The organism is Caballeronia sp. BCC1704, from assembly GCF_902833455.1.
Taxonomy (GTDB): Bacteria; Pseudomonadota; Gammaproteobacteria; order Burkholderiales; family Burkholderiaceae; genus Caballeronia.
In genome coordinates this window covers 679,815-703,914 of the sequence record NZ_CADFFT010000004.1, presented here as the reverse complement: position 1 = coordinate 703,914, position 24,100 = coordinate 679,815, and the positions used below count along the sequence as shown (strand labels likewise).

At 64.3% G+C, this 24,100-nt stretch carries 23 protein-coding genes and 1 tRNA gene; 11 read left to right on the top strand and 13 right to left on the bottom strand.

Annotated features, from left to right (window positions below):
* The first annotated feature begins 5 nt into the window (after positions 1-5).
* Together HWX53_RS23010 and HWX53_RS23005 are read left to right on the top strand one after the other, a co-directional pair.
* Positions 6-869, top strand: a complete 864-nt coding sequence (locus HWX53_RS23010) for an ATP-binding protein (protein WP_175945164.1) — start codon at positions 6-8, stop codon at positions 867-869.
* On the top strand, positions 866-1,315 hold the full coding sequence (locus HWX53_RS23005) for an NUDIX domain-containing protein (RefSeq protein WP_175945162.1): 450 nt from the start codon (positions 866-868) through the stop codon (positions 1,313-1,315). Before HWX53_RS23010 ends, HWX53_RS23005 begins: the two co-directional genes overlap by 4 nt.
* Before the next feature lie 6 nt (positions 1,316-1,321).
* Here the strand turns inward: HWX53_RS23005 and HWX53_RS23000 are convergent, their stop codons facing one another.
* The 9 genes from HWX53_RS23000 to HWX53_RS22960 all read right to left on the bottom strand — a co-directional run bounded on the left by HWX53_RS23000 (position 1,322) and on the right by HWX53_RS22960 (position 9,121).
* Positions 1,322-1,513 carry a DNA gyrase inhibitor YacG gene (locus tag HWX53_RS23000; RefSeq protein ID WP_175945160.1) on the bottom strand — a complete coding sequence of 64 codons (192 nt, stop codon included), beginning with the start codon at positions 1,511-1,513 and terminating at the stop codon, positions 1,322-1,324.
* A gap of 69 nt (positions 1,514-1,582) precedes the next feature.
* Positions 1,583-2,338, bottom strand: coding sequence for a cell division protein ZapD (zapD, locus tag HWX53_RS22995; RefSeq protein ID WP_175945315.1), 756 nt, complete (start codon positions 2,336-2,338; stop codon positions 1,583-1,585).
* Between the two features lie 163 nt (positions 2,339-2,501).
* The gene (coaE, locus tag HWX53_RS22990; RefSeq protein ID WP_175945158.1) at positions 2,502-3,116 is read right to left on the bottom strand and encodes a dephospho-CoA kinase; all 615 of its coding nucleotides are present in this window, start codon (positions 3,114-3,116) and stop codon (positions 2,502-2,504) included.
* 16 nt (positions 3,117-3,132) lie between these two features.
* A complete protein-coding gene (locus HWX53_RS22985) occupies positions 3,133-4,044 on the bottom strand; it encodes an A24 family peptidase (protein ID WP_175945156.1) in 912 nt (303 codons plus the stop codon).
* A gap of 31 nt (positions 4,045-4,075) precedes the next feature.
* A complete protein-coding gene (locus HWX53_RS22980; protein WP_175945155.1) occupies positions 4,076-5,296 on the bottom strand; it encodes a type II secretion system F family protein in 1,221 nt (406 codons plus the stop codon).
* Positions 5,296-6,495 carry an ATPase, T2SS/T4P/T4SS family gene (locus HWX53_RS22975; RefSeq protein WP_175945153.1) on the bottom strand — a complete coding sequence of 400 codons (1,200 nt, stop codon included), beginning with the start codon at positions 6,493-6,495 and terminating at the stop codon, positions 5,296-5,298. Before HWX53_RS22975 ends, HWX53_RS22980 begins: the two co-directional genes overlap by 1 nt.
* A gap of 85 nt (positions 6,496-6,580) precedes the next feature.
* The gene (locus HWX53_RS22970; RefSeq protein ID WP_175945151.1) at positions 6,581-7,867 is read right to left on the bottom strand and encodes an HlyC/CorC family transporter; all 1,287 of its coding nucleotides are present in this window, start codon (positions 7,865-7,867) and stop codon (positions 6,581-6,583) included.
* A 146-nt stretch (positions 7,868-8,013) separates the two neighbouring features.
* Positions 8,014-8,090: transfer RNA gene (locus HWX53_RS22965), tRNA-Pro, on the bottom strand.
* A gap of 38 nt (positions 8,091-8,128) precedes the next feature.
* Positions 8,129-9,121 carry a polyprenyl synthetase family protein gene (locus HWX53_RS22960; RefSeq protein ID WP_175945149.1) on the bottom strand — a complete coding sequence of 331 codons (993 nt, stop codon included), beginning with the start codon at positions 9,119-9,121 and terminating at the stop codon, positions 8,129-8,131.
* Positions 9,122-9,356: 235 nt separating this feature from the next.
* On the opposite strand from HWX53_RS22960, the gene rplU reads away from it, so the two are divergent.
* The 4 genes from rplU (at position 9,357) to proB (ending at position 12,439) form a co-directional block, all read left to right on the top strand.
* Positions 9,357-9,668: a 50S ribosomal protein L21 gene (gene rplU / locus HWX53_RS22955; protein WP_008342953.1), complete on the top strand. Its 312-nt coding sequence runs from the start codon at positions 9,357-9,359 to the stop codon at positions 9,666-9,668.
* 31 nt (positions 9,669-9,699) lie between these two features.
* Positions 9,700-9,963, top strand: coding sequence for a 50S ribosomal protein L27 (rpmA, locus tag HWX53_RS22950; protein ID WP_175945147.1), 264 nt, complete (start codon positions 9,700-9,702; stop codon positions 9,961-9,963).
* A gap of 201 nt (positions 9,964-10,164) precedes the next feature.
* Positions 10,165-11,271, top strand: coding sequence for an Obg family GTPase CgtA (cgtA, locus tag HWX53_RS22945; protein ID WP_175945145.1), 1,107 nt, complete (start codon positions 10,165-10,167; stop codon positions 11,269-11,271).
* Positions 11,272-11,320: 49 nt separating this feature from the next.
* Complete coding sequence (gene proB, locus HWX53_RS22940; RefSeq protein ID WP_175945143.1) at positions 11,321-12,439, top strand: glutamate 5-kinase; 1,119 nt, start codon at positions 11,321-11,323, stop codon at positions 12,437-12,439.
* A gap of 78 nt (positions 12,440-12,517) precedes the next feature.
* On the opposite strand, the gene HWX53_RS22935 is transcribed toward proB, so the two are convergent.
* Entirely contained in the window at positions 12,518-13,042 is a 525-nt protein-coding gene (locus HWX53_RS22935; RefSeq protein ID WP_175945313.1) for a CNP1-like family protein, read from the bottom strand.
* A 177-nt stretch (positions 13,043-13,219) separates the two neighbouring features.
* Positions 13,220-13,870, bottom strand: coding sequence for an RNA pyrophosphohydrolase (locus HWX53_RS22930; RefSeq protein ID WP_175945142.1), 651 nt, complete (start codon positions 13,868-13,870; stop codon positions 13,220-13,222).
* Positions 13,871-14,185: 315 nt separating this feature from the next.
* Between HWX53_RS22930 and HWX53_RS22925 the strand changes: the two genes are divergently transcribed.
* On the top strand, positions 14,186-15,922 hold the full coding sequence (locus HWX53_RS22925) for a proline--tRNA ligase (RefSeq protein ID WP_175945140.1): 1,737 nt from the start codon (positions 14,186-14,188) through the stop codon (positions 15,920-15,922).
* Positions 15,923-16,522, top strand: a complete 600-nt coding sequence (locus tag HWX53_RS22920) for a MarC family protein (protein ID WP_175945138.1) — start codon at positions 15,923-15,925, stop codon at positions 16,520-16,522.
* Between the two features lie 48 nt (positions 16,523-16,570).
* Here the strand turns inward: HWX53_RS22920 and HWX53_RS22915 are convergent, their stop codons facing one another.
* Both HWX53_RS22915 and ffh read right to left on the bottom strand, forming a co-directional pair.
* A complete protein-coding gene (locus tag HWX53_RS22915; protein WP_175945136.1) occupies positions 16,571-17,122 on the bottom strand; it encodes a hypoxanthine-guanine phosphoribosyltransferase in 552 nt (183 codons plus the stop codon).
* A gap of 118 nt (positions 17,123-17,240) precedes the next feature.
* Entirely contained in the window at positions 17,241-18,608 is a 1,368-nt protein-coding gene (gene ffh, locus HWX53_RS22910) for a signal recognition particle protein (RefSeq protein ID WP_175945134.1), read from the bottom strand.
* A gap of 120 nt (positions 18,609-18,728) precedes the next feature.
* Here ffh and ccsA point away from each other — a divergent pair, with 120 nt between their 5' ends.
* The 3 genes from ccsA to HWX53_RS22895 all read left to right on the top strand — a co-directional run bounded on the left by ccsA (position 18,729) and on the right by HWX53_RS22895 (position 24,064).
* Positions 18,729-19,643, top strand: coding sequence for a cytochrome c biogenesis protein CcsA (gene ccsA / locus HWX53_RS22905; RefSeq protein ID WP_175945132.1), 915 nt, complete (start codon positions 18,729-18,731; stop codon positions 19,641-19,643).
* A gap of 24 nt (positions 19,644-19,667) precedes the next feature.
* Positions 19,668-19,988 carry a PP0621 family protein gene (locus HWX53_RS22900; protein ID WP_175945130.1) on the top strand — a complete coding sequence of 107 codons (321 nt, stop codon included), beginning with the start codon at positions 19,668-19,670 and terminating at the stop codon, positions 19,986-19,988.
* Between the two features lie 1,064 nt (positions 19,989-21,052).
* A complete protein-coding gene (locus HWX53_RS22895) occupies positions 21,053-24,064 on the top strand; it encodes a ribonucleoside-diphosphate reductase subunit alpha (RefSeq protein WP_175945128.1) in 3,012 nt (1,003 codons plus the stop codon).
* The last annotated feature ends 36 nt before the right edge of the window (positions 24,065-24,100 follow it).

Below are 24,100 nucleotides of genomic sequence, written 5' to 3'. Positions count from 1 at the left end.
TGGACATGGACAAACTCGAACAATTTCTCACGCGCGCCGAGGCGGTTCTGGCGCGCATCGAAGGCATGCTTCCGCCGGCGGCGCCGGAAATCGACTGGGAATCGGCCGTGGCGTTTCGCTGGCGCAAGCGGCAAGGTCGCGGCTTTTTGCAGCCGGTGCCGGCCATCTCGCAGATTGCGCTCGGCGACCTGCAAAACATCGACCGGCAGAAGGCGCTCATCGAGCAGAACACGCGGCAGTTCGTCAACAAGCTGCCCGCCAACAACGTGCTGCTCACGGGCGCGCGCGGCACGGGCAAGTCGTCGCTCATCAAGGCGTGCCTCAATGCGTACGCGAAGGACGGTCTGCGCCTGATCGAAGTCGACAAGGACGATCTGCATGATCTCGGCGATATCGTCGATCTGATCTCGACGCGGCCCGAGCGTTTCATCGTGTTTTGCGACGATCTCTCGTTCGAAGAAGGCGAGTCCGGCTACAAGGCGCTGAAGGTGGCGCTGGACGGCTCGGTCGCCGCGCAGTCGGACAACGTGCTGATCTACGCGACCTCGAACCGCCGCCATCTGCTGCCGGAGTACATGAGCGACAACGAGACCTACAAGCACACGCCCGATGGCGAGATTCATCCGGGCGAAGTGGTCGAGGAGAAGATTTCGCTGTCCGAACGCTTCGGGCTGTGGGTCAGCTTCTATCCGTTCAAGCAGGACGACTATCTGTCGATCGTCGGGCACTGGCTGAAGCATTTCGGCTGCGACGCGAGCGAGATCGAAGCCGCTCGCGGCGATGCGCTCGTCTGGGCGCTGGAGCGTGGATCGCGCTCGGGCCGCGTGGCGTGGCAGTTCGCGCGCGACTGGTCGGGCCGCAAGCAATGAGCGGGGCGTCGGATGTTGTGAACGCTTCGGGTCATCTCGCTCCCGATGGCCGCAAGGTGACGGAAGTGGCCGTCGGCGTGATGGTGCAGCCGGACGGGCGTTATCTGCTCGCGCAGCGCCCCGAAGGTAAGCCGTACGAGGGCTACTGGGAGTTTCCGGGCGGCAAGCTGGAACCGGGCGAGAGCGTCGAAGCGGCGCTCGGGCGCGAATTGCACGAAGAACTCGGCATCGACGTGACCGCGTGCAAGCTGTGGCGCACGCTCGAGCACGACTATCCGCACGCGTACGTGCGGCTTTTCTTCTGCAAGGTGATGGAGTGGACCGGCACGCCGCTCGGCTGCGAAGGGCAGGCTATCGCGTGGCAGACGCTGCCCGTGCAAGTCGGGCCGCTGTTGCCCGCCGCCATTCCCGTGCTGGAGTGGCTCGCGGCGGAAGCGCAGCCATAGTGCGCGTTAGTTGAGACCGCCGTGCGAGTCGTCGTCCGGCGGCGTTTCCTGGGAGTTACCGGAGATACGGTACTTTTCGGTCGCCCAGGCGCCGAGATCGATTTGCTTGCATCGCTCGGAGCAGAACGGACGAAAGCGGTTTTCCGGGACCCAGCGCACTTCTTTCGCGCAGGTCGGGCATTTGACGACAGTGGTCATGACGGTGAGACGTTTTGGATTGAGCCAGCGTTGATCGACATTCGATCATATAAGGCCGAAGCGCGTGGTTCAAAGACTGCAAAGCGTCAGATGAAAGGGCACGTCGACATCGACGGCGCGCGGTTTCAGGTCGCCGTCCTGCACGGTGAAGCGCACCCAGAGCATGTATTTGTTCGCGCTCGCCTCGGGAATGACGCGCACTTCCGGCGACACGCGCACCTGCATCAACTGATACGTACGGCCGGAGAGCATCTGCTGATAGCTGCCCTGCATGGCCATGACCTTCGACGCCTGACCGGATTCCCGCGCGAGCCGCAGCACGATAGCGGCGGCGTCGCGTAGCGCGAGCATCGGCATGACCCATTTGGCGATGTCCTGACGGCGATCCTCGACGGGCAACTGCTGCCACGCGTAATACGACGGCAGGTCGAACTTGCAGGTTCCACCGGGAATGATCGTGCGGCTGCGAATGCTCGCGAGCCATTCGTTGTCGGCCAGATGCTGCCCCGTCTTGCCGTGCATGTCGGTGAGCCCGGCAAGCGTCTGCTCGATTTCGCCGAGAACGGCTTCCAGCGCTTCCTGTTCGATGCCCGGATTGCCGCGAAACGGCGCCAGCGTCTGCCGCTGCCGTTCCAGTTCCTTCATCAGATCGGCTTTGAGGTCCGTACGGCCCGCGACTTCCGCGATCTCGAACAGCGTGGTGAGCGCAACGTGATGTTCCCGGGGATCTTCCTGCGTGAGGAAGAACGTGAAGCGCTCGAACAAGTCTTCGAGACGCAGCAGCGTCCGAATCCGCTCGTTGAAGGGATACTCGTAAAGAATCAAGCGCTCGCCTCGGCGTGGGTCGGTTGCTTCCATGAGCGGAAGTCAGGACATTCTAATGCCGCATCTTTGCCCTAGCAAATCCGCTCACATTTACGGCGCTTTTGACGCGGTTCGCGGCAATAAATGGAACTTTTCCTGATGTTTCAGGCAAGCAATGCGCTGCTCACGGCTCTGTGCGCGCTGCGAGTTCGAGATATCGCGCGTGCAGCGCCTCGATGTCATGCGCCAGCGATTCGAGCGTGGCTGATTCGTCGTTGACCACGATGTCGTCTGCTGCGGCGAGGCGGGCTTCGCGCGATGCCTGCTTAGCGATGATCGCGAGCACCTGCTCGCGCGAAAATCCGTTGCGCCGCATGACGCGCGCGATCTGCGTCTCGACGGGGCAATCGACGACGAGCACCCGCGATACCCGCGACGCCCAGTTGCCCGACTCGACGAGCAGCGGCACCACGACGATGTGGTACGCGCCGCCGGCCGCCGCCCGTTGCCGCTCCGTTTCCGCGCGAATCAGCGGATGAAGAATGGCTTCGAGACGCGCGCGCGCGGTGTCATCGGAGAACACGAGCTCGCGCATCTTCGCGCGATCCAGCGAGCCGTCCGGCGCGACGAACGCGCTGCCGAACTCGCTCGCGATCAGCGGCATCGCGACGCCGCCCGGTGCGCTCACCTGATGCGCGATGAGATCCGTATCGACTAGCGGCACGCCGCGCGCCGCGAAGAGGTCGGCGACCGTGCTTTTGCCGCTGCCAATGCCGCCCGTCAAGCCGATGCTGAACATCCGTTGCTCCCTTCGCTCATCCGAACAGTGAATAAAGCGGCGTCCCGATAAAAAGCGTGATCGCGCCACCCGCCGCGAGAAAGGGGCCGAAGGGCAACGGCTCCTCGAAACGCATGCGTCCGCGCCATGTCGCGAGGATACCGAAGAGCGCGCCCGCCACCGCCGATATCAGCAGCACTTGCGCGAGCGCGGCCCAGCCGAGCCACGCGCCGATGGCCGCGAGCAGCTTGAAATCGCCGTAGCCCATGCCTTCCACGCCGCGCGCCAGTTTGAAGAGCCAGTACACGCACCAGAGAAACAGGTAGCCCGCAATCGCGCCGATCACGCCGTCATGCAGCGTCGCGAAGCCGCCGTCGCCGAAATTGACGATCAGCCCCGCCCACAGCAGCGGCAACGTGAGCACGTCGGGCAGGTAGCGCGTGTCGTAGTCGATCAGGCCCGCGGCCAGCAGCGTCGCGCACAGTCCGAAGGCGGCGAGCGCGGGCCAGTCCGGACCGAACGCATAGAGCGAGAGCGCAGCGAAGGCGCCGGTCGCCAGTTCGATCAGCGGATAGCGCGGACTCACGCGCGCGCCGCACGCGGAACAGCGCCCGCGAAGCGCGAAATAGCTGATCACCGGAATGTTCTCCCACGCGCGCAAGACGTGACCGCAATGCGGGCAGGCGCTGCGTGGAACGGCGAGATTGAACCGCGCCGGATAGCCGTCCGGCGGCGGCTTCGGCGCATCGGGCAACGCCGCGTCGAGTTCCGCGCGCCACGCGCGCTCGAGCATGACTGGCAGGCGATGCACGACCACGCTTAGAAAGCTCCCGACGATCAGTCCAAAGACAATCGCGAACGCGTATTGCGCGCCCACCGGCAACGCGGCGAACGTTGCCAGATAAGGGCTCGCGTGATGCGCGGCGGACGTAGTAATCGGAGGCTGCATGGTCGTGGTGCGATGTCTTTGGCCCGCGATGCTACACCACGTTGCCGAGCTGAATGATCGGAAGATACATCGCGATGACGAGTCCGCCGACGAGCGCGCCCAACACCGCGATGACGAGCGGCTCGCACAGGCTCGCGAATGCGCCGATGCGCTCGTCCACCTGACGATCGGCGAGCGCCGCGAGATCGAGCAGCATGGAGTCGAGCGAGCCGGATTCTTCTGCGACGGCAATCGGCTGCACGACGTCTTGCGGAAAGCAGCCGAGCGCCCGCATCGCGGCGGCGAGCCGCTCGCCGTTACGCAGGCGCGACGCGATCTCGACGGTGGCGCTATCGAACACCGGACTCCCGGTGGCCTGCGAGAGCGAGTCGAACGCGTCGGAAAGCGGCGTGCCGGCCGCGAGCAGCGTGCCGAGCGCGCGGCTCCAGCGCGCGACGGCCAGTGACCGGAGCAAGGGACCGGCAATCGGCAACTTCAGTGCGATGCGGTCGGCCGTCTCGCGCGCGTGGGCCGATCGCTTGATCCAGCGAGCCGCGACGAGCGTCATGCACGCGCATGCCGCAACGAACGGCACGCCGTGACGCGCGACCCCATCGGACAACGCGAGCACGAAGCGCGTCGGTGCGGGCAGCGCGGCGCCGAAGCCGTCGAAGATCGTTTTGAAAGTCGGCACGACGCCGATGAGCAGTCCTGCGGTGATCGCGAGCGACAGGAGCAGCACCATGACCGGATAGGCGAGGGCCGCGCGCAGCTTCGCGCGCTGGGCGCTGGCCCGCTCGCGATCGTCGGCGAGACGCGCGAGCACCGCGGGCAGCGCACCGGCTACCTCGCCGACCGCGACCAATTGATAGTACAACGCGCCGAACGCCGGGTGACGCGCGAGCGCGGCCGAGAACGGCACGCCGCGCGTGATGTCGCGCGCCAGCGACCGGACGATGCGCGGCAAACCGCCGCGCCCGCCCGCGTTGCCGAGCAGTTCCAGCGCGCTCGCGAGCGGCAGCCCGGCGCGAAGCAATCCGGCGAGTTGGCGCGTGAAGACGCCGACTTCCGCCGACGATGCCTTTGCCGGCGGCGCTGCGCCCAACGCGTCGAGTTCGAGCACGGTCACGCCTTCCCGCCGCAACGAGGCGCGCGCCGAAGCGGAATCTGCCGCGATGAGCTTGCCGCGTTTGGGCGCGCCTTGCGCATCGATGCCGCGCCACGCGTAGCGCATCTCGCGCATCTCGCGCATCTCGGATAAGTCGGCGGCCATTACGCGATCTCCGTCGCGTCGGCGGCTTCCGCGACGCTCGTCACGCCTTCGCGCACGCGCGCGAAAGCGGCGTCGCGCAGGGCGGGCATGCCTTCGGATTGCGCAAGCCGCGCAACCGCGTGCGTCGCCGCGCGACCGACGATCAACTCGCGAATACCATCCGACACCGGCATCAACTGATGCACGCCGACGCGCCCGCGATATCCGATGCCGTGACACGCCGGGCAGCCGCGCGGCTCGAACGGACGAAAACCATCAGGGAGCGTCAGCGCGGACGGCGCGCGGCACGCGTCGCAGAGCTTGCGCACGAGCCGTTGCGCCGTCACCAGCCGCAACGCCGACGCGAGGTTGTACGGCGCGACGCCGATGTCGATCAGGCGCGCGATGGCGGCGGGCGCGTCGTTGGTGTGGAGCGTCGAGAGAACGAGGTGGCCGGTCTGCGCGGCTTTCACGGCGACGTCGGCGGTTTCGGCGTCGCGAATCTCGCCGACCATGATGACGTCCGGGTCCTGCCGCATGAACGCACGCAGCGCGACGGCGAAGGTGAGGCCCGCCTTTTCGCGGACGCTGACCTGATTGATGCCCGCAAGCTGGATTTCGGCAGGATCTTCCACGGCGCAGATGTTGCGCGCTTCGGCGTTGAGCATCTGAAGGAAACAGTACAGCGACAGCGTCTTGCCGCTGCCGGTCGGACCCGTGACGAGCACGAGGCCGTGCGGCGCGCGGATGGCAGATTCGACGACGCGGCTTTGCTCGTCGCTGAGGCCGAGCGCGCCGAGCGACAGGTCTCGCGGCAACGCATCGAGCCGGCGCAGGACCAGCTTCTCGCCGAAGAGCGTCGGCAGTGAACTCACGCGATAGTCGCCGGTCTGGCCGCCCGGCAAGGCGAGCCGCAGACGTCCGTCCTGCGGCACGCGCCGCTCCGCGATATCCATGCGCGCGAGCACCTTGATTCGCGTGACGAAGGCATCGCGCAAATGCGGCGGCGGACGGCGCAGGACGTGCAGCGCGCCATCGACGCGCAGCCGGATGCGCCATTCGTGCTCGGACGGCTCGACGTGAATATCCGACGCGCCGCGCTCGGCGGCTTCGCGCAAGGTGTCGGCGAGCAGCGAAACGGCGGGCAAGTGACCGTCGGACGTTGCCTCGAAGGTGGAGTCGGCCGGGCGTGGGAACGCGGCGGGAGGAGCGGAATTCATCGGCGGTAGCGGGTCGGGGGTCGGGATAGGAACGAGATGACCGATCATCCCGCCGTCCCGCGTGCCCGGCTACTCGTCCGAATGGCTAACGCAACGCGCGCTTCGCCGGCGCGGCAGGACGAAAGATCTTGACCGTGCGGACCGCCTGATCGTCGCTGCGCATGACTTCCAGATACACGCCGCCGATGCGCATCGCCACGTCGCCGTCCGGAATGTCTTCGAGCGTTTCGAGGATCAGGCCGTTGAGCGTCTTCGGACCGTCCGTCGGCAGCGTCAGCTTGAGCCAGCGGTTCAGTTCGCGCAGCGGCATGCTGCCGGGCACAATGCATTCGCCGTTCTCGTCCCAGCCGCGCGAGCCCGCGCCGCGCGGGATCGTCGACGTGAATTCGCCGATCAGTTCCTCGATGATGTCTTCCGGCGTGACGAGCCCTTGCAGCTCGCCGTATTCGTCGACGACGATCGCGATGCGGTGACCGCTCTCCTGAAAGTACTGCAACTGCTGAAAGACAGGCGTGCCGGCCGGCACGAAATAAGGCTCGGTCAGCAGTTCGCGCAGCGTGTCGCGCTCGAGTTCCTGGTTATGCAGCGCCGACAGCGTCTTGCGCACGTGAAGGACGCCGAGCACGCGGTCGATATCGCCCTGATAGACGACGAGCTTGTTGTGATAGCACGTCTCGAGCTGATGCAGGATGTCGTCGAACGGCGCGTCGAAGTCCAGCGCCTCGATTCGGCGGCGTGGGATCATCACATCATCGACGGAGATGTTTTCCAGGTCGAACAGATTGAGCAAAATGCTGCGGTGCTTGGTCGGCATGAAGCTGCCGGTTTCCAGCACGATGGTGCGCAGTTCTTCGGGCGAAAGACGCTGATCGCGGTTGCCCTTCAGGTTGATATGCAGCGCGGCGAGAATCGCGTTGGCGAAAAGGTTGACGAACCACACCAGCGGCCGCGCGATGCGCATGAGCGGCGCGAGCACGAGACTCGCCGGCAACGCGACTTTTTCGGGATACGTCGCGCCCACGATCTTAGGCGCAATTTCCGCGAACACGATGATGAGAAACGCGATCACGCCCGTCGTCACTGAAAGCACGACGTTGTCGTGCCCGAACGTGCGCAGCGCGATGGAGGTGGTCAGGACCGGGATGATCGTGTTGATCAGATTGTTGCCGATCAGGATGACCGACAGCAGCTGATCCGTCTTGGCGAGCAAACGTTGCGTCGTCCGCGCGCCCAATGAGCCTTGGCTAGCCAGGAACTTCAGCCGATGGCGATTGAGCGCCATCATCGACGTTTCGGAGATGGAGAAAAAACCGGAAAGAAACAGCAGCAGAAAAATGGCGCAGATTTGCGCCCATAAGGGAAGGTTGTCCACGCGGTGATCGAGTAGGGGCGGTGATGGATGGACTATAGCAGACGGCTTTCCCGGGCCGCCGGGGCCCGCCCGCTGGGGCTCGCGCGCGGAGCATCGACCGAAAAAGAAAAAACCCGCATGGCGAACCATGCGGGTTTTTGCAATTCTGGTCGGGGTGAGAGGATTCGAACCTCCGGCCTCTACGTCCCGAACGTAGCGCTCTACCAGGCTAAGCTACACCCCGAATTCGTTACTTGGACGTTTTTGGCTTGAGAGTCTCTTTCAAGACTGCCTCGACGTCGAGTAAGAACATAATTCTAGCAGGCTCTCTTTGTAAATGGAAGCGGGGAATGCAGAAATCGCGTTCGCCGCTGCCTGCGCTTCTTTCCGCGCGCATTCGAGCGTATGGTCCAGCGCGCCCGACGTGGTGATGGCGTGGAAAATTGTGTCGAAGCGATCCGTCCCGCCGTGCTCGATCGCCTCGCGCGCGAGCGCCGCCTGTTCCGCCGTGCCGTGCTCCATCAAATAGATGAGCGGGAGAGTGGGCTTGCCTTCGCGCAGATCGTCGCCGGCGTTTTTGCCCATGGATTCGGGCGTGCCGGTGTAGTCGAGCCAGTCGTCCATGATCTGGAACGCTGTGCCGATGCGCCGCCCGAATTCCGCCGCCGCCGCTTCCGTGCGCGCGTCCGAACCCGAAAGCACCGCGCCCAGTTGCGCGGCCGCCTCGAAGAGCTTCGCGGTCTTGTAGCGGATAACCTGCATGTAGCGCGCTTCGTCCACGTCCGGGTCGTGCATGTTGAGGAGCTGCAGCACTTCGCCTTCGGAGATAATGTTGGTCGCGACCGACAGAATCTCCATCACGCGCATCTTGCCGACGCTCACCATCATCTCGAACGAGCGCGAGTAGAGGAAATCGCCGACGAGCACGCTCGCCGCGTTGCCGAAGAGCGCATTGGCCGTCTTGCGGCCGCGGCGCAGGTCCGATTCGTCGACGACGTCGTCGTGCAGAAGCGTGGCCGTGTGAATGAACTCGACCACGGCGGCCAGTTCATGGCGATGCCCGGTCGTATCGCCCAGCGCGCCCGCCACGAGCAGCAAGAGCGCCGGGCGCAGCCGCTTGCCGCCCGCGCCGATGATGTACTCGGAAATCTGGTTGATAAGCATCACTTCGGATGCCAGGCGCTGCCGGATGACGCGATTGACCTGCTGCATGTCCTCGGCGATCGGGGCAAGCAGTGCGGCGGCGTCGGGGGAGGAAGTGGCGGTGGACGACATGATCGGCAAATGAGGTAATGCGGCGGATTATAAGGCGAATCGGACCCGCGACGAATCACCGGGCGCTTTGCGGCGTCCTTCGCGCACCGCTTTGCGGCTGCCATCGCCTTCAGCGGGCTGCCAAAGCCGCTTGCGCGAAATGTCAATGCCTTTTGACGCGGCGTCTAAGCCTATGTATAATCTCGTGTTTTCCCCGCGCGGTGCGTGGAAAAACGAATTCTGAGTGAGGTTCTCAATGTACGCGGTCATAAAAACCGGCGGCAAGCAGTACAAAGTTGCCGTTGGCGAAAAATTGAAAGTAGAACAGATACCGGCAGACATTGACGCTGAAATCACGCTCGACCAGGTTCTCGCAGTAGGCGAAGGCGAATCGATTCAGTTCGGTACGCCGCTGGTCAGTGGGGCTTCCGTCAAGGCTACCGTCGTGTCGCAAGGTCGTCACAAGAAAGTGACCATCTTCAAGATGCGTCGCCGGAAGCACTACCAAAAGCACGCTGGCCATCGCCAGAACTACACCGAACTGCGCATCGACGCGATCAACGCTTAAGCGTCGCGCAACGGTCAAGGAGCTATAGCAAATGGCACACAAAAAAGCAGGCGGGTCTTCCCGCAACGGCCGCGATTCGGAATCGAAGCGCCTCGGCGTGAAGGTTTACGGCGGCCAGGCAATCAATGCAGGCGGCATTATCGTTCGCCAGCGCGGCACGCGCATGCACCCGGGTGAAAACGTCGGCATCGGCAAGGATCACACCTTGTTCGCGCTGACGGACGGTCACGTCCAGTTCACGACGAAGGGCGCAGCGAAGAAGCACACGGTCGTCGTCGTCCCGGCAGCAGCGTAAGGTTCACTGCACGGGCTTCAGGACCGCAAAAAAGGCCCCGCGAAGTTCGCGGGGCCTTTTTCATTGGCGCGCGGAAAACACCGCGCCAGAATCGAAGCATATGAGTGCCCGGCACGCGCCGGTCACGGCAAAATAGCGTGTCGACTGAGCGAGTTCGAACTCGCGGCAGTCATCGCACGGAAACACGGGACGGAGCAACGCATGAAGTTCATTGACGAAGCGAGGATCGAAGTCATCGCCGGCGACGGGGGAGATGGCAGCGCGTCGATGCGCCGCGAAAAGTTCGTCCCGTTCGGCGGGCCGGACGGCGGCGACGGCGGGCGCGGCGGCAGCGTCTACGCGGTCGCGGACCGCAACATCAACACGCTGATCGACTACCGGTTCGCGAAGAAGCATCAGGCGCGCAACGGCGAAAACGGGCGCGGTTCGGACTGCTACGGCAAAGGCGGCGACGACATCACGCTGCGCATGCCGGTCGGCACCATCATTTCGGACCAGGAAACAGGCGAGATCATCGCCGACCTCACCGAGCACAATCAACAAGTGCTGATCGCGCAGGGCGGCGCGGGCGGTCTCGGCAACCTGCATTTCAAGTCGAGCACGAACCGCGCGCCGCGTCAGAAGACCGACGGCAAGCCGGGCGAGCGCCGCATGCTCAAGCTCGAACTGAAGGTGCTCGCGGATGTCGGCCTGCTCGGCATGCCGAACGCGGGCAAATCAACGTTCATCGCGTCTGTTTCGAACGCGCGGCCGAAGATCGCCGACTATCCGTTCACGACGCTCGCGCCGAATCTCGGCGTCGTGCGCGTCGGGCCGAGCAAGAGCTTCGTGATCGCGGACATTCCGGGGCTGATCGAAGGCGCGGCGGAAGGCGCGGGCCTCGGCCACCGCTTCCTGCGCCATTTGCAGCGCACGGGCGTGTTGCTGCATCTCGTGGACCTCGCTCCGTTCGATGAAAACGTCGATCCGGTCGCGGAAGCGAAGGCGATCGTCAACGAACTGCGCAAGTACGACGAGTCGCTTTATGAGAAACCGCGCTGGCTCGTGCTGAACAAGCTCGACATGGTGCCGGAAGACGAACGCGCGTCGCGCGTGAAGGACTTCCTCGACCGCTTCGAGTGGGACGGCCCGGTGTACGAAATTTCGGCCCTCACGGGCCAAGGCTGCGAGGCGCTGGTCTACGCCATCTACGACTACATCTCGACGCATTCGGACGCGTCGCGTGCGGCGGAAGCAGAAGATCTTGCGGCGGACGTGCGTTTTCGCGATGACATCGCCGGAAATCAGGCGGACGACGAAGACAGATAACGACGCCGCCCGCAGTCGCGGGCCGCGACACCGAGGAGAGAAGCGCACGATGCGTTCGGTCATTGCCGCTGCGAAGCGAATCGTAGTGAAAGTGGGGTCCAGCCTCGTCACCAACGACGGGCGCGGACTGGATCACGCGGCCATCGCCCGGTGGGCGTCGCAGATTGCGGCGCTGCGCGAACAGGGCAAGGAAGTCGTGCTCGTGAGCTCGGGCGCGATTGCGGAAGGCATTCACCGGCTCGGCTGGACCAAGCGCCCGAGCGAAATCGACGAATTGCAGGCCGCCGCGGCCGTCGGGCAAATGGGCCTCGCGCAAGTCTACGAGAGCAGCTTCGGCGCGCACGGCATCCGCACCGCGCAGATTCTGCTCACGCACGCCGACCTCGCCGATCGCGAGCGTTATCTCAACGCGCGCTCCACGCTGCTCACGCTGCTGCGTCTGGGCGCGGTGCCGGTCATCAACGAGAACGACACCGTCATCACCGACGAGATCAAGTTCGGCGACAACGACACGCTCGGCGCGCTCGTTGCCAATCTGATCGAAGGCGACGCGCTCGTCATTCTCACGGACCAGCGCGGCCTGTTCACCGCCGATCCGCGCAAGGATCCGAACGCGACGCTCGTCGAACAGGCCGATGCCGGCACGCCCGAACTCGAAGCCATGGCCGGCGGCGCGGGATCGAGCCTCGCCCGCGGCGGCATGCTGACCAAGATTCTGGCGGCCAAGCGCGCCGCGCACAGCGGCGCGAACACCGTGATCGCGAGCGGCCGCGAGGCCGACGTGCTCACGCGCCTCGCGTCGGGCGAGCTCATCGGCACGCAGCTTATCGCGCGCACTGCTCGCATGGCTGCGCGCAAGCAGTGGATGGCGGATCACTTGCAGGTGCGCGGGCACGTCGTGATCGACGATGGCGCGGTGCAGAAGCTCACCGCCGACGGCAAGAGCTTGCTGCCGGTCGGCGTGGTCGATGTGAAAGGCGCCTTCGGTCGCGGGGAAGTGATCGCGTGCGTGAACGACAGCGGGCAGGAAGTTGCGCGCGGCATCACGAATTACAGCAGTGCAGAGGCGCGGCTAATTCATCGGCGGCCGAGCGCGGAGATCGAAGCCGTGCTCGGGTACATGCTGGAGCCGGAACTCATCCACCGCGACAATCTGGTGCTTGTCTGAGGCGCGCGTACCCCGCCGAATGAACAAAGCCCGCTGAGCCGAAAGGCCAGCGGGCTTTTTGCTGTGCGAGCCCCGCAATTAACGCAGGTTGATGGACCGTTGCGTGCGCTCGTACTGGATGTTGTTGACGATCTGCTTCGCGTTGCCGACCGGCAGCTTGCTCGTGCAGAAGTAGTCCTGATACAGCGCGGCCTGATACGCGTTCAGTTCGCCGTTTTCGATGCGCCGGAAGTCGAACGCGACGCCGCGATCCCAGCCGGTGCCGTCTTCGTTGATGCTCGCGTAGCGGCGCCATTCGTACGTGTCGCAGCGAATGCCTTCGTAGTTGACGTTGCGCGCGCCGCTCGGGCTCGTCGCCACGACGACGTAGCGCACGACGCCGTCATCGCCGACCGTGAGCGAAGTCTTGTCGACCGCGAACGTCAGCGGTGTGTTCTGCGAAACATTGAACGGCAGCAGGTTCGACGCCTGCGGCAGCGGCGGCAGCGTATCCACTTTGTTCTCCACCCATTCGGTCTTGCGGTCGAGCAGATAGGTGAAGACGCCGTCGTCCTGATTGGACGGGCCCTTGGAACTGGAACAGCCGGCAAGCGCGGCGAGCATGGCGACGAGTACCGCGGATGAGACGATGACTTTCAATTCGATGTTCCCGAATAACGGATGCGCGGACGGCGAACGCCCGGCGCCGCGAGCAGTGCTCGCCGCGCCGGGCTATGAAACGTGCCGAGTGTCAGAATGAACGAAGAATCGCCGCGCTCGACGCCAGGACCGAACGCGAAGTCAGTCGCACGATGAACGCCGCGCGATGATCTGCACTTCTTCGCTGACCGTACATTCTGCCTGAACCGCGGCGCCCGCGGCGGTTACGGCAGGTGTCTCGATCGTCATGGTCTGAATGACGCGCGGATAACGCGGCCCATGATGCGCGGCGCGCTCACCGCGTTCGCCACGAGTATTGGTTCGCCGCAAGAAGCGGGAAAGCTCGGTGAGAGCCAGTTGATAAACGTCGCGCTTGAACTCGATGACCGCGTCGAGCGGCACCCAGTATTCGTTCCAGCGCCAAGCATCGAATTCCGGATGGTCCGTCGCGCGCAGGCAAATGTCGCAGTCGCGCCCGACCATGCGCAGCAGAAACCAGATCTGTTTCTGACCGCGATAATGACCGCGCACTTCGCGCTTGATGAACTTATCCGGCACCTCATAACGCAGCCAGTCGCGCGTGCGACCGACAACTTTCACGTGCTCAGGAAGCAGGCCGGTTTCTTCGTGTAACTCCCGATACATTGCTTGCACGGGGGTCTCGCCGTATTTGATACCCCCTTGCGGAAACTGCCAGGAATGTTCACGCAGCCGCTTGCCCCAAAACACTTCGTTGCGCGCGTTCAAGAGGATGATGCCGACGTTCGGGCGAAAGCCTTCCCGATCCAGCATACAACCACCTTCGAATCCTTTAAAATTGCTTTGATTATAAACAGATAACGGCCCCGGCGCATCCGTTCCAACCCGTGTCGGAGCCCTAATTTCGGGGCTCGCGGTACGCCTTCACGCAAGGAATCTTTGCCAGGCAACCCGGAAGTCGGCAGAATCTTCTTTTCCGGCTTCATGCAGGGCGGTCGGCCGCAAATGTCGCGCGAGCGTTTCATTGCGGCCTCGTGCAGAGCCGTCGACCGTTTCGTCGTTCACCCGTTTCGCCAGCCTTCAACCACATGGTTTCGTGGGCGCGCGCCGCTTTTGGAAAATTTCTGAATGAAAGCATCCCGTTTCTTCATCGGCACCCTGAAGGAAGCTCCCGCCGACGCCGAGATCGTCAGCCACAAGCTGATGATGCGCGCCGGCATGATCCGCCGCGTCGCGGGCGGTATCTACGATTACATGCCGATCGGCCTGCGCTCCATCCGCAAGGTCGAAGCCATCGTGCGTGAAGAGATGAATCGCGCGGGCGCGCTCGAACTGCTGATGCCGGCCGTGCAGCCGGCCGAGTTGTGGCAGGAATCGGGACGCTGGGAGCAGTACGGCCCGGAACTGCTGCGCATCAAGGACCGTCACGAACGCGATTTCGTCGTCGGCCCGACGCACGAGGAAGTGGTCACGGACATCGCGCGGCGCGAGATCAAGAGCTATCGGCAGTTGCCGGTCAACTTCTATCAGATCCAGACGAAGTTCCGCGACGAGATTCGTCCGCGCTTCGGCGTCATGCGCGGCCGCGAGTTCATCATGAAGGACGCTTATTCCTTCGATAAGGACACCGCCGGCCTCGCCGAGTCGTACAAGAAGATGTACGACGCCTACGTGCGCATCTTCACGCGCATCGGGCTGGAGTTCCGCGCGGTCGCGGCGGACAACGGGTCGATTGGCGGCAGCGGATCGCACGAGTTTCACGTCATCGCGGAAACGGGCGAGGACGATATCGCGTACTGCCCGGACTCGGACTTCGCGGCCAACGTGGAAGCGGCCGACGCCTTGCCGTTGATTGCCGAGCGCGCCGCGCCCGCCGAGGAGATGAAGAAGACGCCGACGCCCGGCGCGGCCAAGTGCGAAGCCGTCGCGCAGTTGCTGAACATCCCGCTCGAACGCACGATCAAGTCGATCATCCTCGCGACCGACAACGAAGGCGCCGAGCCGACCATTTGGCTCCTGATGCTGCGCGGCGATCATTCGCTCAACGACATCAAGGTCAGCAAGCTGCCGGGCCTGAAAGGCTACCGCTTTGCGACGGAAGCCGAGATCGTCGAATGGTTCGGCACGCCGCCAGGCTATCTCGGCCCCATCGGCACGAAGAAGCCGGTGCGCGTGATCGCGGATCGCACGGTCGCGAACATGAGCGATTTCGTCGTCGGCTCGAACGAGGTCGACTACCACACGACGGGCGTGAACTGGGGCCGCGATCTGCCGGAACCGGAAGTCGCCGATATCCGCAACGTCGTCGCGGGCGATCCTTCGCCGGACGGCCGTGGCACGCTGGAAATCTGCCGCGGCATCGAAGTGGGACACGTGTTCCAGCTCGGCACGAAGTATTCGGATTCGATGGGCGCCACCTTCCTCGACGAAAACGGCAAGCCCGCGCCGATGCAGATGGGCTGCTACGGCATCGGCGTGACGCGCGTGCTGGGCGCGGCTATCGAACAGAATTTCGACGATAAGGGCATCATCTGGCCGGAAGCCATTGCGCCGTTCGAAGTCGTGATCTGCCCGATGGGCTACGACCGCAGCGACGCCGTGCGCGAGCAGGCCGACAAGCTCTACGCCACGCTGCAGGACGCGGGCATCGACGTGATTCTCGACGATCGCGGCGAGCGCCCCGGCGTGATGTTCGCGGACTGGGAGCTGATCGGCGTGCCGCATCGCATCGTCATCGGCGATCGCGGGCTGAAAGAAGGCAAGCTCGAATATCAGGCGCGCCGCGACACCGAAGCCACGCTGCTGCCGGTGGACGAAGCGGCGGGCGTCGTGACGGCGAAGGTTCGGGCAGCGCTCGGGAAGTAAATGCAGTACAACTTCCTGTCGGCGACGATCCTTCTGCTGCTGATCACCGATCCGCTCGGCAACATTCCGATCTTCATCAACGCGCTGCGCGGTGTCGCCACCGAGCGGCGCCGCGTCGTGATTCTGCGCGAAGTGGCGATCGCGTTCGGCATCCTGCTCGTCTTCATGCTGGCCGGCGACCGCTTCCTGCGCGCGATGAATCTCACGGACGTGTCGCTGCGCATCGGCGGCGGGATCGTGCTCTTTCTGATCGCGCTTCGGATGATCTTCCCGCATCCGGATGGGCCGATGGGCGGCGACACGCGGGGCGGCGAACCGCTGATCGTGCCGCTCGCGATTCCGGCGCTCGCCGGCCCGTCCGCGCTCGCGACGGTGATGCTGCTGACGTCGCAGGCGCCGGGCAAGATGTTCGAGTGGATCGGCGCGCTGACCGTCACGATGGTCGTCTGCGCCGTCGTGCTGATCCTCGCGGAGAAGATCCAGCAATGGCTGGGCGAGCGCGCGGTCACGGCGTTCGAACGGTTGATGGGACTCGTGCTCGTCGCGATTTCCGTCGAGATGATTCTCACGGGCATACGCGCGTTCGTGCATCAGTTGTGAAAAAAGCGGCCGAGGCCGCTTTTTCTTTTTCGTCGCACGTGCGATTGATTACGCGCCGTCCGTCAACGCCCGGATAGTCGGCAGATTGCGCCAGTAACCCTTCGCATCCATCCCGCAGCCGAACACGTAACGGTCGGGCACTTCGAACCCGCAGAAATCCGGGCGCAGCGGCTTTGCCTTCGGGATCAGCTTCTCGCACAGCACCGCCGATAGAAACTGCTTCGCGCCCATCGCCATGATGCGGTCGCGAATGGCGGCCATCGTTTCGCCTTCATCGAGGATGTCGTCGAGCACGAGCACCACGCGGTCCTTCACCGATTCGGCCGGCGCCACGCGCCACTGCATTTCGCTGCCGCCCTTGATGGCGTTGCGATAGCGCGTCAAATGGATGTAGTCGAATTCCAGCGGGAAATCCAGATGCGGCAGCAGCATGCCGGTGAACACCGCCGCGCCGCCCATGACGGAGAGCAGCAACGGGAAGTCGTCCTGCGTCGCGGCCTTGATGTCCGCAGCCATGCGTTTGATCGACGCGTCGACCTGATCGGCGCTGACGATCTCTTCGGAGTGGCTGAAAATGTGGAGAGCTTCTTCGCGGTTCATAAAGGCAGGCGGGAGAGACGACGACTCAGTGTGGAAAAAACGGCGGCGTGCGCCATATGATAAACCCGCGTTCCTTTCGCGTCGGGCGAACGAAAGCGCGGGTTCGAAGCGGCGCGGATCAGCGCATGCCCGGCATCATGCCCTTCATGCCGCGCATCATCTTTTGCAGGTTGCCGCCTTTGAGCTTCTTCATCATGCCGCGCATCTGCTCGTACTGATTCAGCATGCGGTTGACTTCCTGCACGTGCACGCCCGCGCCCGCGGCGATGCGGCGCTTGCGTGCCGCCTTGATGAGCTCGGGCTTCGCGCGCTCCTGAAGCGTCATCGAATTGATGATGCCTTCCATGCGGCGCATCTGTTTCTCGGCGTTGTTCATGTCCGCGCCTTGCGCCGCCTGCTGGAACTGCGCGGGCAGCTTGTCCATCAGCGACGACAGCCCGCCCATCTTCTTCATTTGCGAGAGTTGCGCCTTGAAGTCGTTCAGGTCGAAGTCGCCGCCTTTCTTGACCTTGTCGGCGAGCTTCTGCGCCGCTTGCGTATCGACGCCGCGCTGCGCTTCCTCGACGAGCGCGAGAATGTCGCCCATGCCGAGAATCCGGTTCGCCATGCGATCCGGGTGGAAGACTTCGAGGCCGTCCAGCTTTTCCGCGACGCCGACGAACTTGATCGGCTTGCCGGTGACGTGTCGCACTGAAAGCGCCGCGCCGCCGCGCGAATCGCCGTCGAGCTTCGTGAGCACGACGCCCGTGAGCGGCAGCGCGTCGTTGAACGCCTTCGCGGTGTTCACGGCGTCCTGACCGAGCATCGCGTCGACGACGAAAAGCGTTTCAGCGGGCTTGAGCAGCGCGTGCAGCTCGCTGATCTCTTTCATCATCGCTTCGTCGATACCAAGACGACCGGCCGTATCGACGATCACGACATCGTGATAATGACGCTTCGCCCAGTCGATGGCGGCGCGCGCGATGTCCGCGGGCTTTTGATCCGGCTCGGACGGAAAGAAGTCCGCGCCGACCTGTTCGGTCACCGTCTGCAGCTGGCGAATAGCGGCGGGGCGGTACACGTCGACGGAAACCGTCAGCACCTTCTTCTTCTGCTTTTCGCGCAGCAGCTTCGCGAGCTTGCCGGTGGTCGTGGTCTTACCCGCGCCCTGCAAGCCGGCCATCAGGATGACGGCGGGCGGCGTGACGGCGAGATTCAGCTCGGCGGCCTTGCCTTCGTAGTCGCCGCCAATCACGGCGGTCAGCTCGCGCTGGACGACGCCGACGAGCGCCTGACCCGGCGACAGGCTCGAAAGCACTTCTTCGCCGAGCGCCTTTTCCTTCACCTTGGCGATGAACTCGCGCACGACGGGCAGCGCCACGTCGGCTTCGAGCAGCGCGAGGCGCACTTCGCGCAGCATCTCCTGCGTGTTGGCCTCGGTGAGCCGGGCCTCGCCGCGCAGCGTCTTGACGACGCGCGCCATCCGTTGAGTGAGGTTGTCGAGCATGGGAATGTGAGAGTGCGGCCCTGGTTTCCGGCGACGCGCAGGCGGTTTCGCGGCGATGCGCCCTACTTTGGCGCAAGGGGGAAGACGTCGCGGGTTCGGGGCCTAGTGTAAACTTCGAACATGGATATTGTACTGTATGCCCTCACTGCGTTTCTCTACGGCGGACTGGCCGTGGCGGGCTGGCGCGCGCATCGCCATACGGCCGTGGAGCCGGTTTTGGCGGGCGTGCCATCGGGCATCGGGGCCGCGCCGGCGAGTCCATCGAAGGCGTCGGGCATGAGCGGCATGGGACGCGCTCTATTATTAATAGCGTTGGTCGTGCACGGCGTTCTCCTGCACATGACCATCTTCCCGCAGAACGCGATGATCTTCGGCTTCGCGTTCGCGTTGTCCGCGATGTTCTGGCTCGGCGCGGGCATCTACTGGATCGAGAGCTTCTTCTTTCCGCTCGACGGCCTGCGCCTGCTCGTGTTGCCGCTCGCCTGCGTCGCGTCGCTGTTGCCACTCGCGTTCGGCGGCGTGCGCGTGCTGTCGTACTCCGCCGCGCCGATGTTCAAGCTGCATTTTCTCATCGCGAATATCGCGTATGGCCTCTTTGCGATTGCCGCGCTGCATGCCGTGCTGATGCTGATGCTCGAACGACGCCTTCAGCGCATGCGCGGCCTCGCGATGCGTCACAGTGGCGGCAACGGCTGGCTCGCGAGCTGGCTCGACACCTTGCCGCCGCTGCTCACGCTCGAAAAGCTGTTGTTCCGGCTGATCGGCGCGGGCTTCGTGCTGCTGACGCTCACGCTCGTGTCGGGCATCGCGTTCAACGAACAACTGGTCGATCGCGCGCTGCGTTTCGATCACAAGACCGTCTTCGCCATTCTGTCCTGGCTGATGTTCGGCGGGCTGCTCACTGCGCGCCGCATCTCCGGCTGGCGCGGACGCGCCGCGCTGCGCTGGGTGCTGGCTTCGTTCGTGGCGCTGCTGCTCGCGTATGTCGGCAGCCGCTTCGTGTTCGAAGTGCTGCTGCATCGCGCGGTCGTCTGAGCGCGGTCTTACTTCTTCAAGCCGATGCGAAATTTTCTTCTTCTTATCGTTCTCTTCTTCGTGACGCAATGGCTCCTGAAGAAGCTGCGCCGCGCCAACGAGCGCGAGCAGGCGGGAACGCGTGCTTCGTCTAACCGCGCATCCTCGACGGCGGGCGGCGCGGGCGCCGGCAACGGCGCGGCTCGCCGCGATGCGCCTCAACTCGCTGATCCGCTGATCCGCTGCGCGCAGTGCGGCGTGCATACGCCGACGAGCGAATCCATAGCCGTCGCGGGACAGCGGTTCTGCTGCGCGGAGCACGCTCGGCGTCATGCGGCGCGTCCTGGCGGTCGGGACGCGAGATGAGTTCGCTGCGTGCGGGCATCGTCGCGCACATGCGTCGCCGCGTGATTCAATAGTCGTCGCTTGACCGCGCTCCGCTGCAGCACGCGCGCTCTGCGTCGCGCGGCCCGGCGTGTGAGCGATTTGCGGCGCCAGATGAACGCGCCAGCTGCGCGATGGCTTCGTTGACGCCGACAGCCGGCTCAGAGGCCCGGCGCGAATGCCGTCCGCCGAGCTTCGAGGCGCGTGTCGACGGCACGACGTCCGAGCTCGTCCGGATCCATAGCTTCGGCCGCCCCGGCGATTCCAGCATCGATTCAAGCACGCGCTATTCACCGAACACGCTCGATCATGACGCGAACCCCCGCGCGCAGGCCAGCGCTTATGTTCACCGGCCTGACGCTCGTCAACGTGCTCGGTCAGGCGGCCGGCTAACGCGCAATCTCCCCGGCGCCCGCGCTGCGACGACGCGCCGCCGCCACTTCAACGAGTCGCCCAAGCCGACACCTAAACGGTCTCCGACCACCACCCACGGTCATTCTCGCTGCGACGCAACACCTTCGCGCGGGAGCCCTTGCCGCGCTTCGACGCCGCAAAAGTCAACCCCGCGCAAGCGCTTCCGAAGCAAATAAACCTTTTTGAGACCGTGCGAAGTTCCACTATACTTGGTGCCGAAAGACGTGATTTGCACTATATCTTGTGTTGTAGAGGCGGCGCCCGCTCCCACGAGCCGGCGCCGTCGGCTTTCCGGCGTATCTGAAGTTTGGCTGGCCCGGGGCGGTGCGCAAGCGGTCTCATCAAGAGGCCCTTAGCGCATCGAGCGCCAGCAAAGCAGCACCGTGAAGAACGCATGCAAGTGAACGCGAGTCGCGTCGACCGACACCGCGCGCCAACGCGGGCACCGCACGGAACGCCATGACAGTGCGGGCCGCCATCGCCGCGACTCGTGTTCAGGGCCTGCTGTCTTCACAGCCCGCCTTACTGCCAAACACCGCGACGCGCGTCCGCGTTATTGACCGGCGACGCACGCGGCATAAGTGATAAATCCGCGGATCATCCGCACCATTCGAACACCAGGAGTTTTGCACATGCAAACCACCGACAACGCCACGACTTCCTACGAAGGCGCATCCGCGCAGCATGCTGGCGGGGCGCACGTTCAGGGCGCGCAATCGCCCGCGTCGAACACGACGTATGCCGACTACAAGGTCATCCGTCGCAACGGAAGCGTGGTGTCGTTCGAGCCGTCGAAGATCGCGATTGCCGTGACGAAGGCGTTCATCGCCGTGAACGGCGGCCAGGGCGCGGCGTCCGCTCGCGTGCGCGAGCAGGTCGAGCAACTGACGCAGGCGGTCGTGCGCGCGCTGCTGCGCAGCCGTCCGCACGGCGGCACGTTCCATATCGAAGACATTCAGGATCAGGTCGAACTCGCGCTGATGCGCGGCGGCGAGCACAACGTCGCGCGCGCCTACGTGCTGTATCGCGAGAAGCGCACGCAGCAGCGTGAGCAGGACCGCGGCCATGCGCAGAACGCGAAGACGCACGAAGGCGTCATCAACGTGACGGACAACGGCATCACGCGCCCGCTCGATCTCGACGCGCTGAAGGCGCTGATCGTCTCCGCCTGCGCGAATCTGGGCGATGCCGTCTCGGCTGATCCGATCGTCGCGGAAACGGTGAAGAACCTGTACGACGGCGTGCCGATGAATCAGGTCTACGATTCGGCCATTCTCGCCGCGCGCACGATGATCGAGAAAGACCCGGCGTACAGCCAGGTCACCGCGCGCATTCTGCTGCACACGATCCGCCGCGAGATTCTCGAAGGCGAAGTGACGCAAGCCGAAATGGGCGAGCGTTATGCCGAATACTTCCCGCAGTTCATCAAGCGCGGCGTCGAAGCCGGCCTGCTCGACGACAAGCTGCAGCAGTTCGACCTGAAGCGTCTCGGCGCCGCGCTCGACGCGAACCGCGACCTGCAGTTCGGTTACCTCGGCCTGCAAACGCTGTACGACCGCTACTTCCTGCACGTCGAGGGCACGCGCATCGAGTTGCCGCAGGCGTTCTTCATGCGCGTCGCGATGGGTCTGTCGCTGAACGAAATCGACCGCGAAGCACGCGCCATCGAGTTCTACAACGTGCTGTCGTCGTTCGACTTCATGTCGTCGACGCCGACGCTCTTCAACTCGGGCACGCATCGCTCGCAGCTTTCGTCCTGCTATCTGACGACGGTGGCCGACGACCTCGACGGCATCTACGAGGCGCTCAAGGAAAACGCGCTGCTCTCCAAGTTCGCGGGCGGCCTCGGCAACGACTGGACGCGAGTGCGCGCGCTCGGCTCGCACATCAAGGGCACGAACGGCAAGTCGCAAGGCGTCGTGCCGTTCCTGAAGGTCGTGAACGACACGGCCGTCGCGGTGAACCAGGGCGGCAAGCGCAAGGGCGCCGTGTGCGCGTACCTCGAGACGTGGCACCTCGACATCGAAGAATTCCTGGAACTGCGCAAGAACACGGGCGATGACCGCCGCCGCACGCACGACATGAACACGGCGAACTGGATTCCCGACCTGTTCATGAAGCGCGTGATGGAAGGCGGCGAATGGACGCTGTTCTCGCCGTCGACGTGTCCGGACCTGCACGATTTGTTCGGCGCGGACTTCGAGAAGGCGTACGTCGCTTACGAAGAGAAAGCCGCGCGCGGCGAGATCAAGCTCTTCAAGAAGGTGCCGGCGCAGCACTTGTGGCGCAAGATGCTCGGCATGCTGTTTGAAACCGGCCATCCGTGGATCACGTTCAAGGATCCGTGCAACGTGCGTTCGCCGCAGCAGCACGTCGGCGTCGTGCATTCGTCGAACCTGTGCACGGAAATCACGCTCAATACGAGCGACACCGAAATCGCCGTGTGCAATCTCGGTTCGGTGAACCTGGTCGCGCACCTGACGAAGCAGGCCGACGGCACGCTCGCGCTCGATCACGCGAAGCTCAAGCGCACCATCAGCGTCGCGATGCGCATGCTCGACAACGTGATCGACATCAACTACTACGCGGTGCCGAAGGCGCGTAATTCGAACCTGAAGCATCGTCCGGTGGGCATGGGCATCATGGGCTTCCAGGACTGCCTGCACTTGCTGCGCACGCCGTACGCGTCGCAGGAAGCGGTGGAGTTCGCGGATCGTTCGATGGAAGCCGTCTGCTACTACGCGTACTACGCGTCGACGGAACTGGCGGAAGAGCGCGGCCGTTATTCGAGCTATCGCGGCTCGCTGTGGGATCGCGGCATTCTCCCGCAAGACACGGTGAAGCTCTTGGCCGAAGCGCGCGGCGGTTACGTGGAAGTGGACACGTCCGAGTCGATGGACTGGTCGACGCTGCGTTCGCGCATCGCGACGCACGGCATGCGCAATTCGAACTGCGTGGCGATTGCGCCGACGGCGACGATCTCGAACATCATCGGCGTGTCGGCGTGTATCGAGCCGACGTTCCAGAACCTGTACGTGAAGTCGAATCTGTCTGGCGAATTCACGGTGGTCAACGACTACCTGGTGCGTGATCTGAAGGCGCGCGGCCTGTGGGATGAAGTGATGGTGTCGGACCTGAAGTACTTCGACGGCACGCTCTCGCGCATCGACCGCGTTCCGGCCGACCTGCGCGCGATCTACGCGACGGCGTTCGAAGTGGATCCGAAGTGGCTGGTGGAAGCGGCGTCGCGTCGTCAGAAGTGGATCGATCAGGCGCAGTCGCTGAATATCTACATGGCGGGCGCATCGGGCAAGAAGCTCGATGAGGTGTACAAGCTCGCGTGGCTGCGCGGTCTGAAGACGACGTACTACCTCCGCACGATGGCGGCGACGCACGTCGAGAAGTCGACCGTGGCGCACGGCGCGTTGAACGCGGTGCCGTCGGGTGAGGGCGGTGCGGGTTCGGGCGGTGGCTTCGGGGTGTCGTCGGGCGGTGCTTCTTCCGCTGCCGGCGGCGTCGGTGGTGGTTTCAATGCTGCCGCTGCTGCGCCTGCGGTCGAGGCGGCTGCGCCGGAAGCCGACGGTCCCGTCTGCATGATGCGTCCGGGCGATCCGGGGTTCGACGAGTGCGAGGCATGTCAGTGAGGTTTTTTGCTGGCGCCTGAGTAGGGTTCTGCTCGC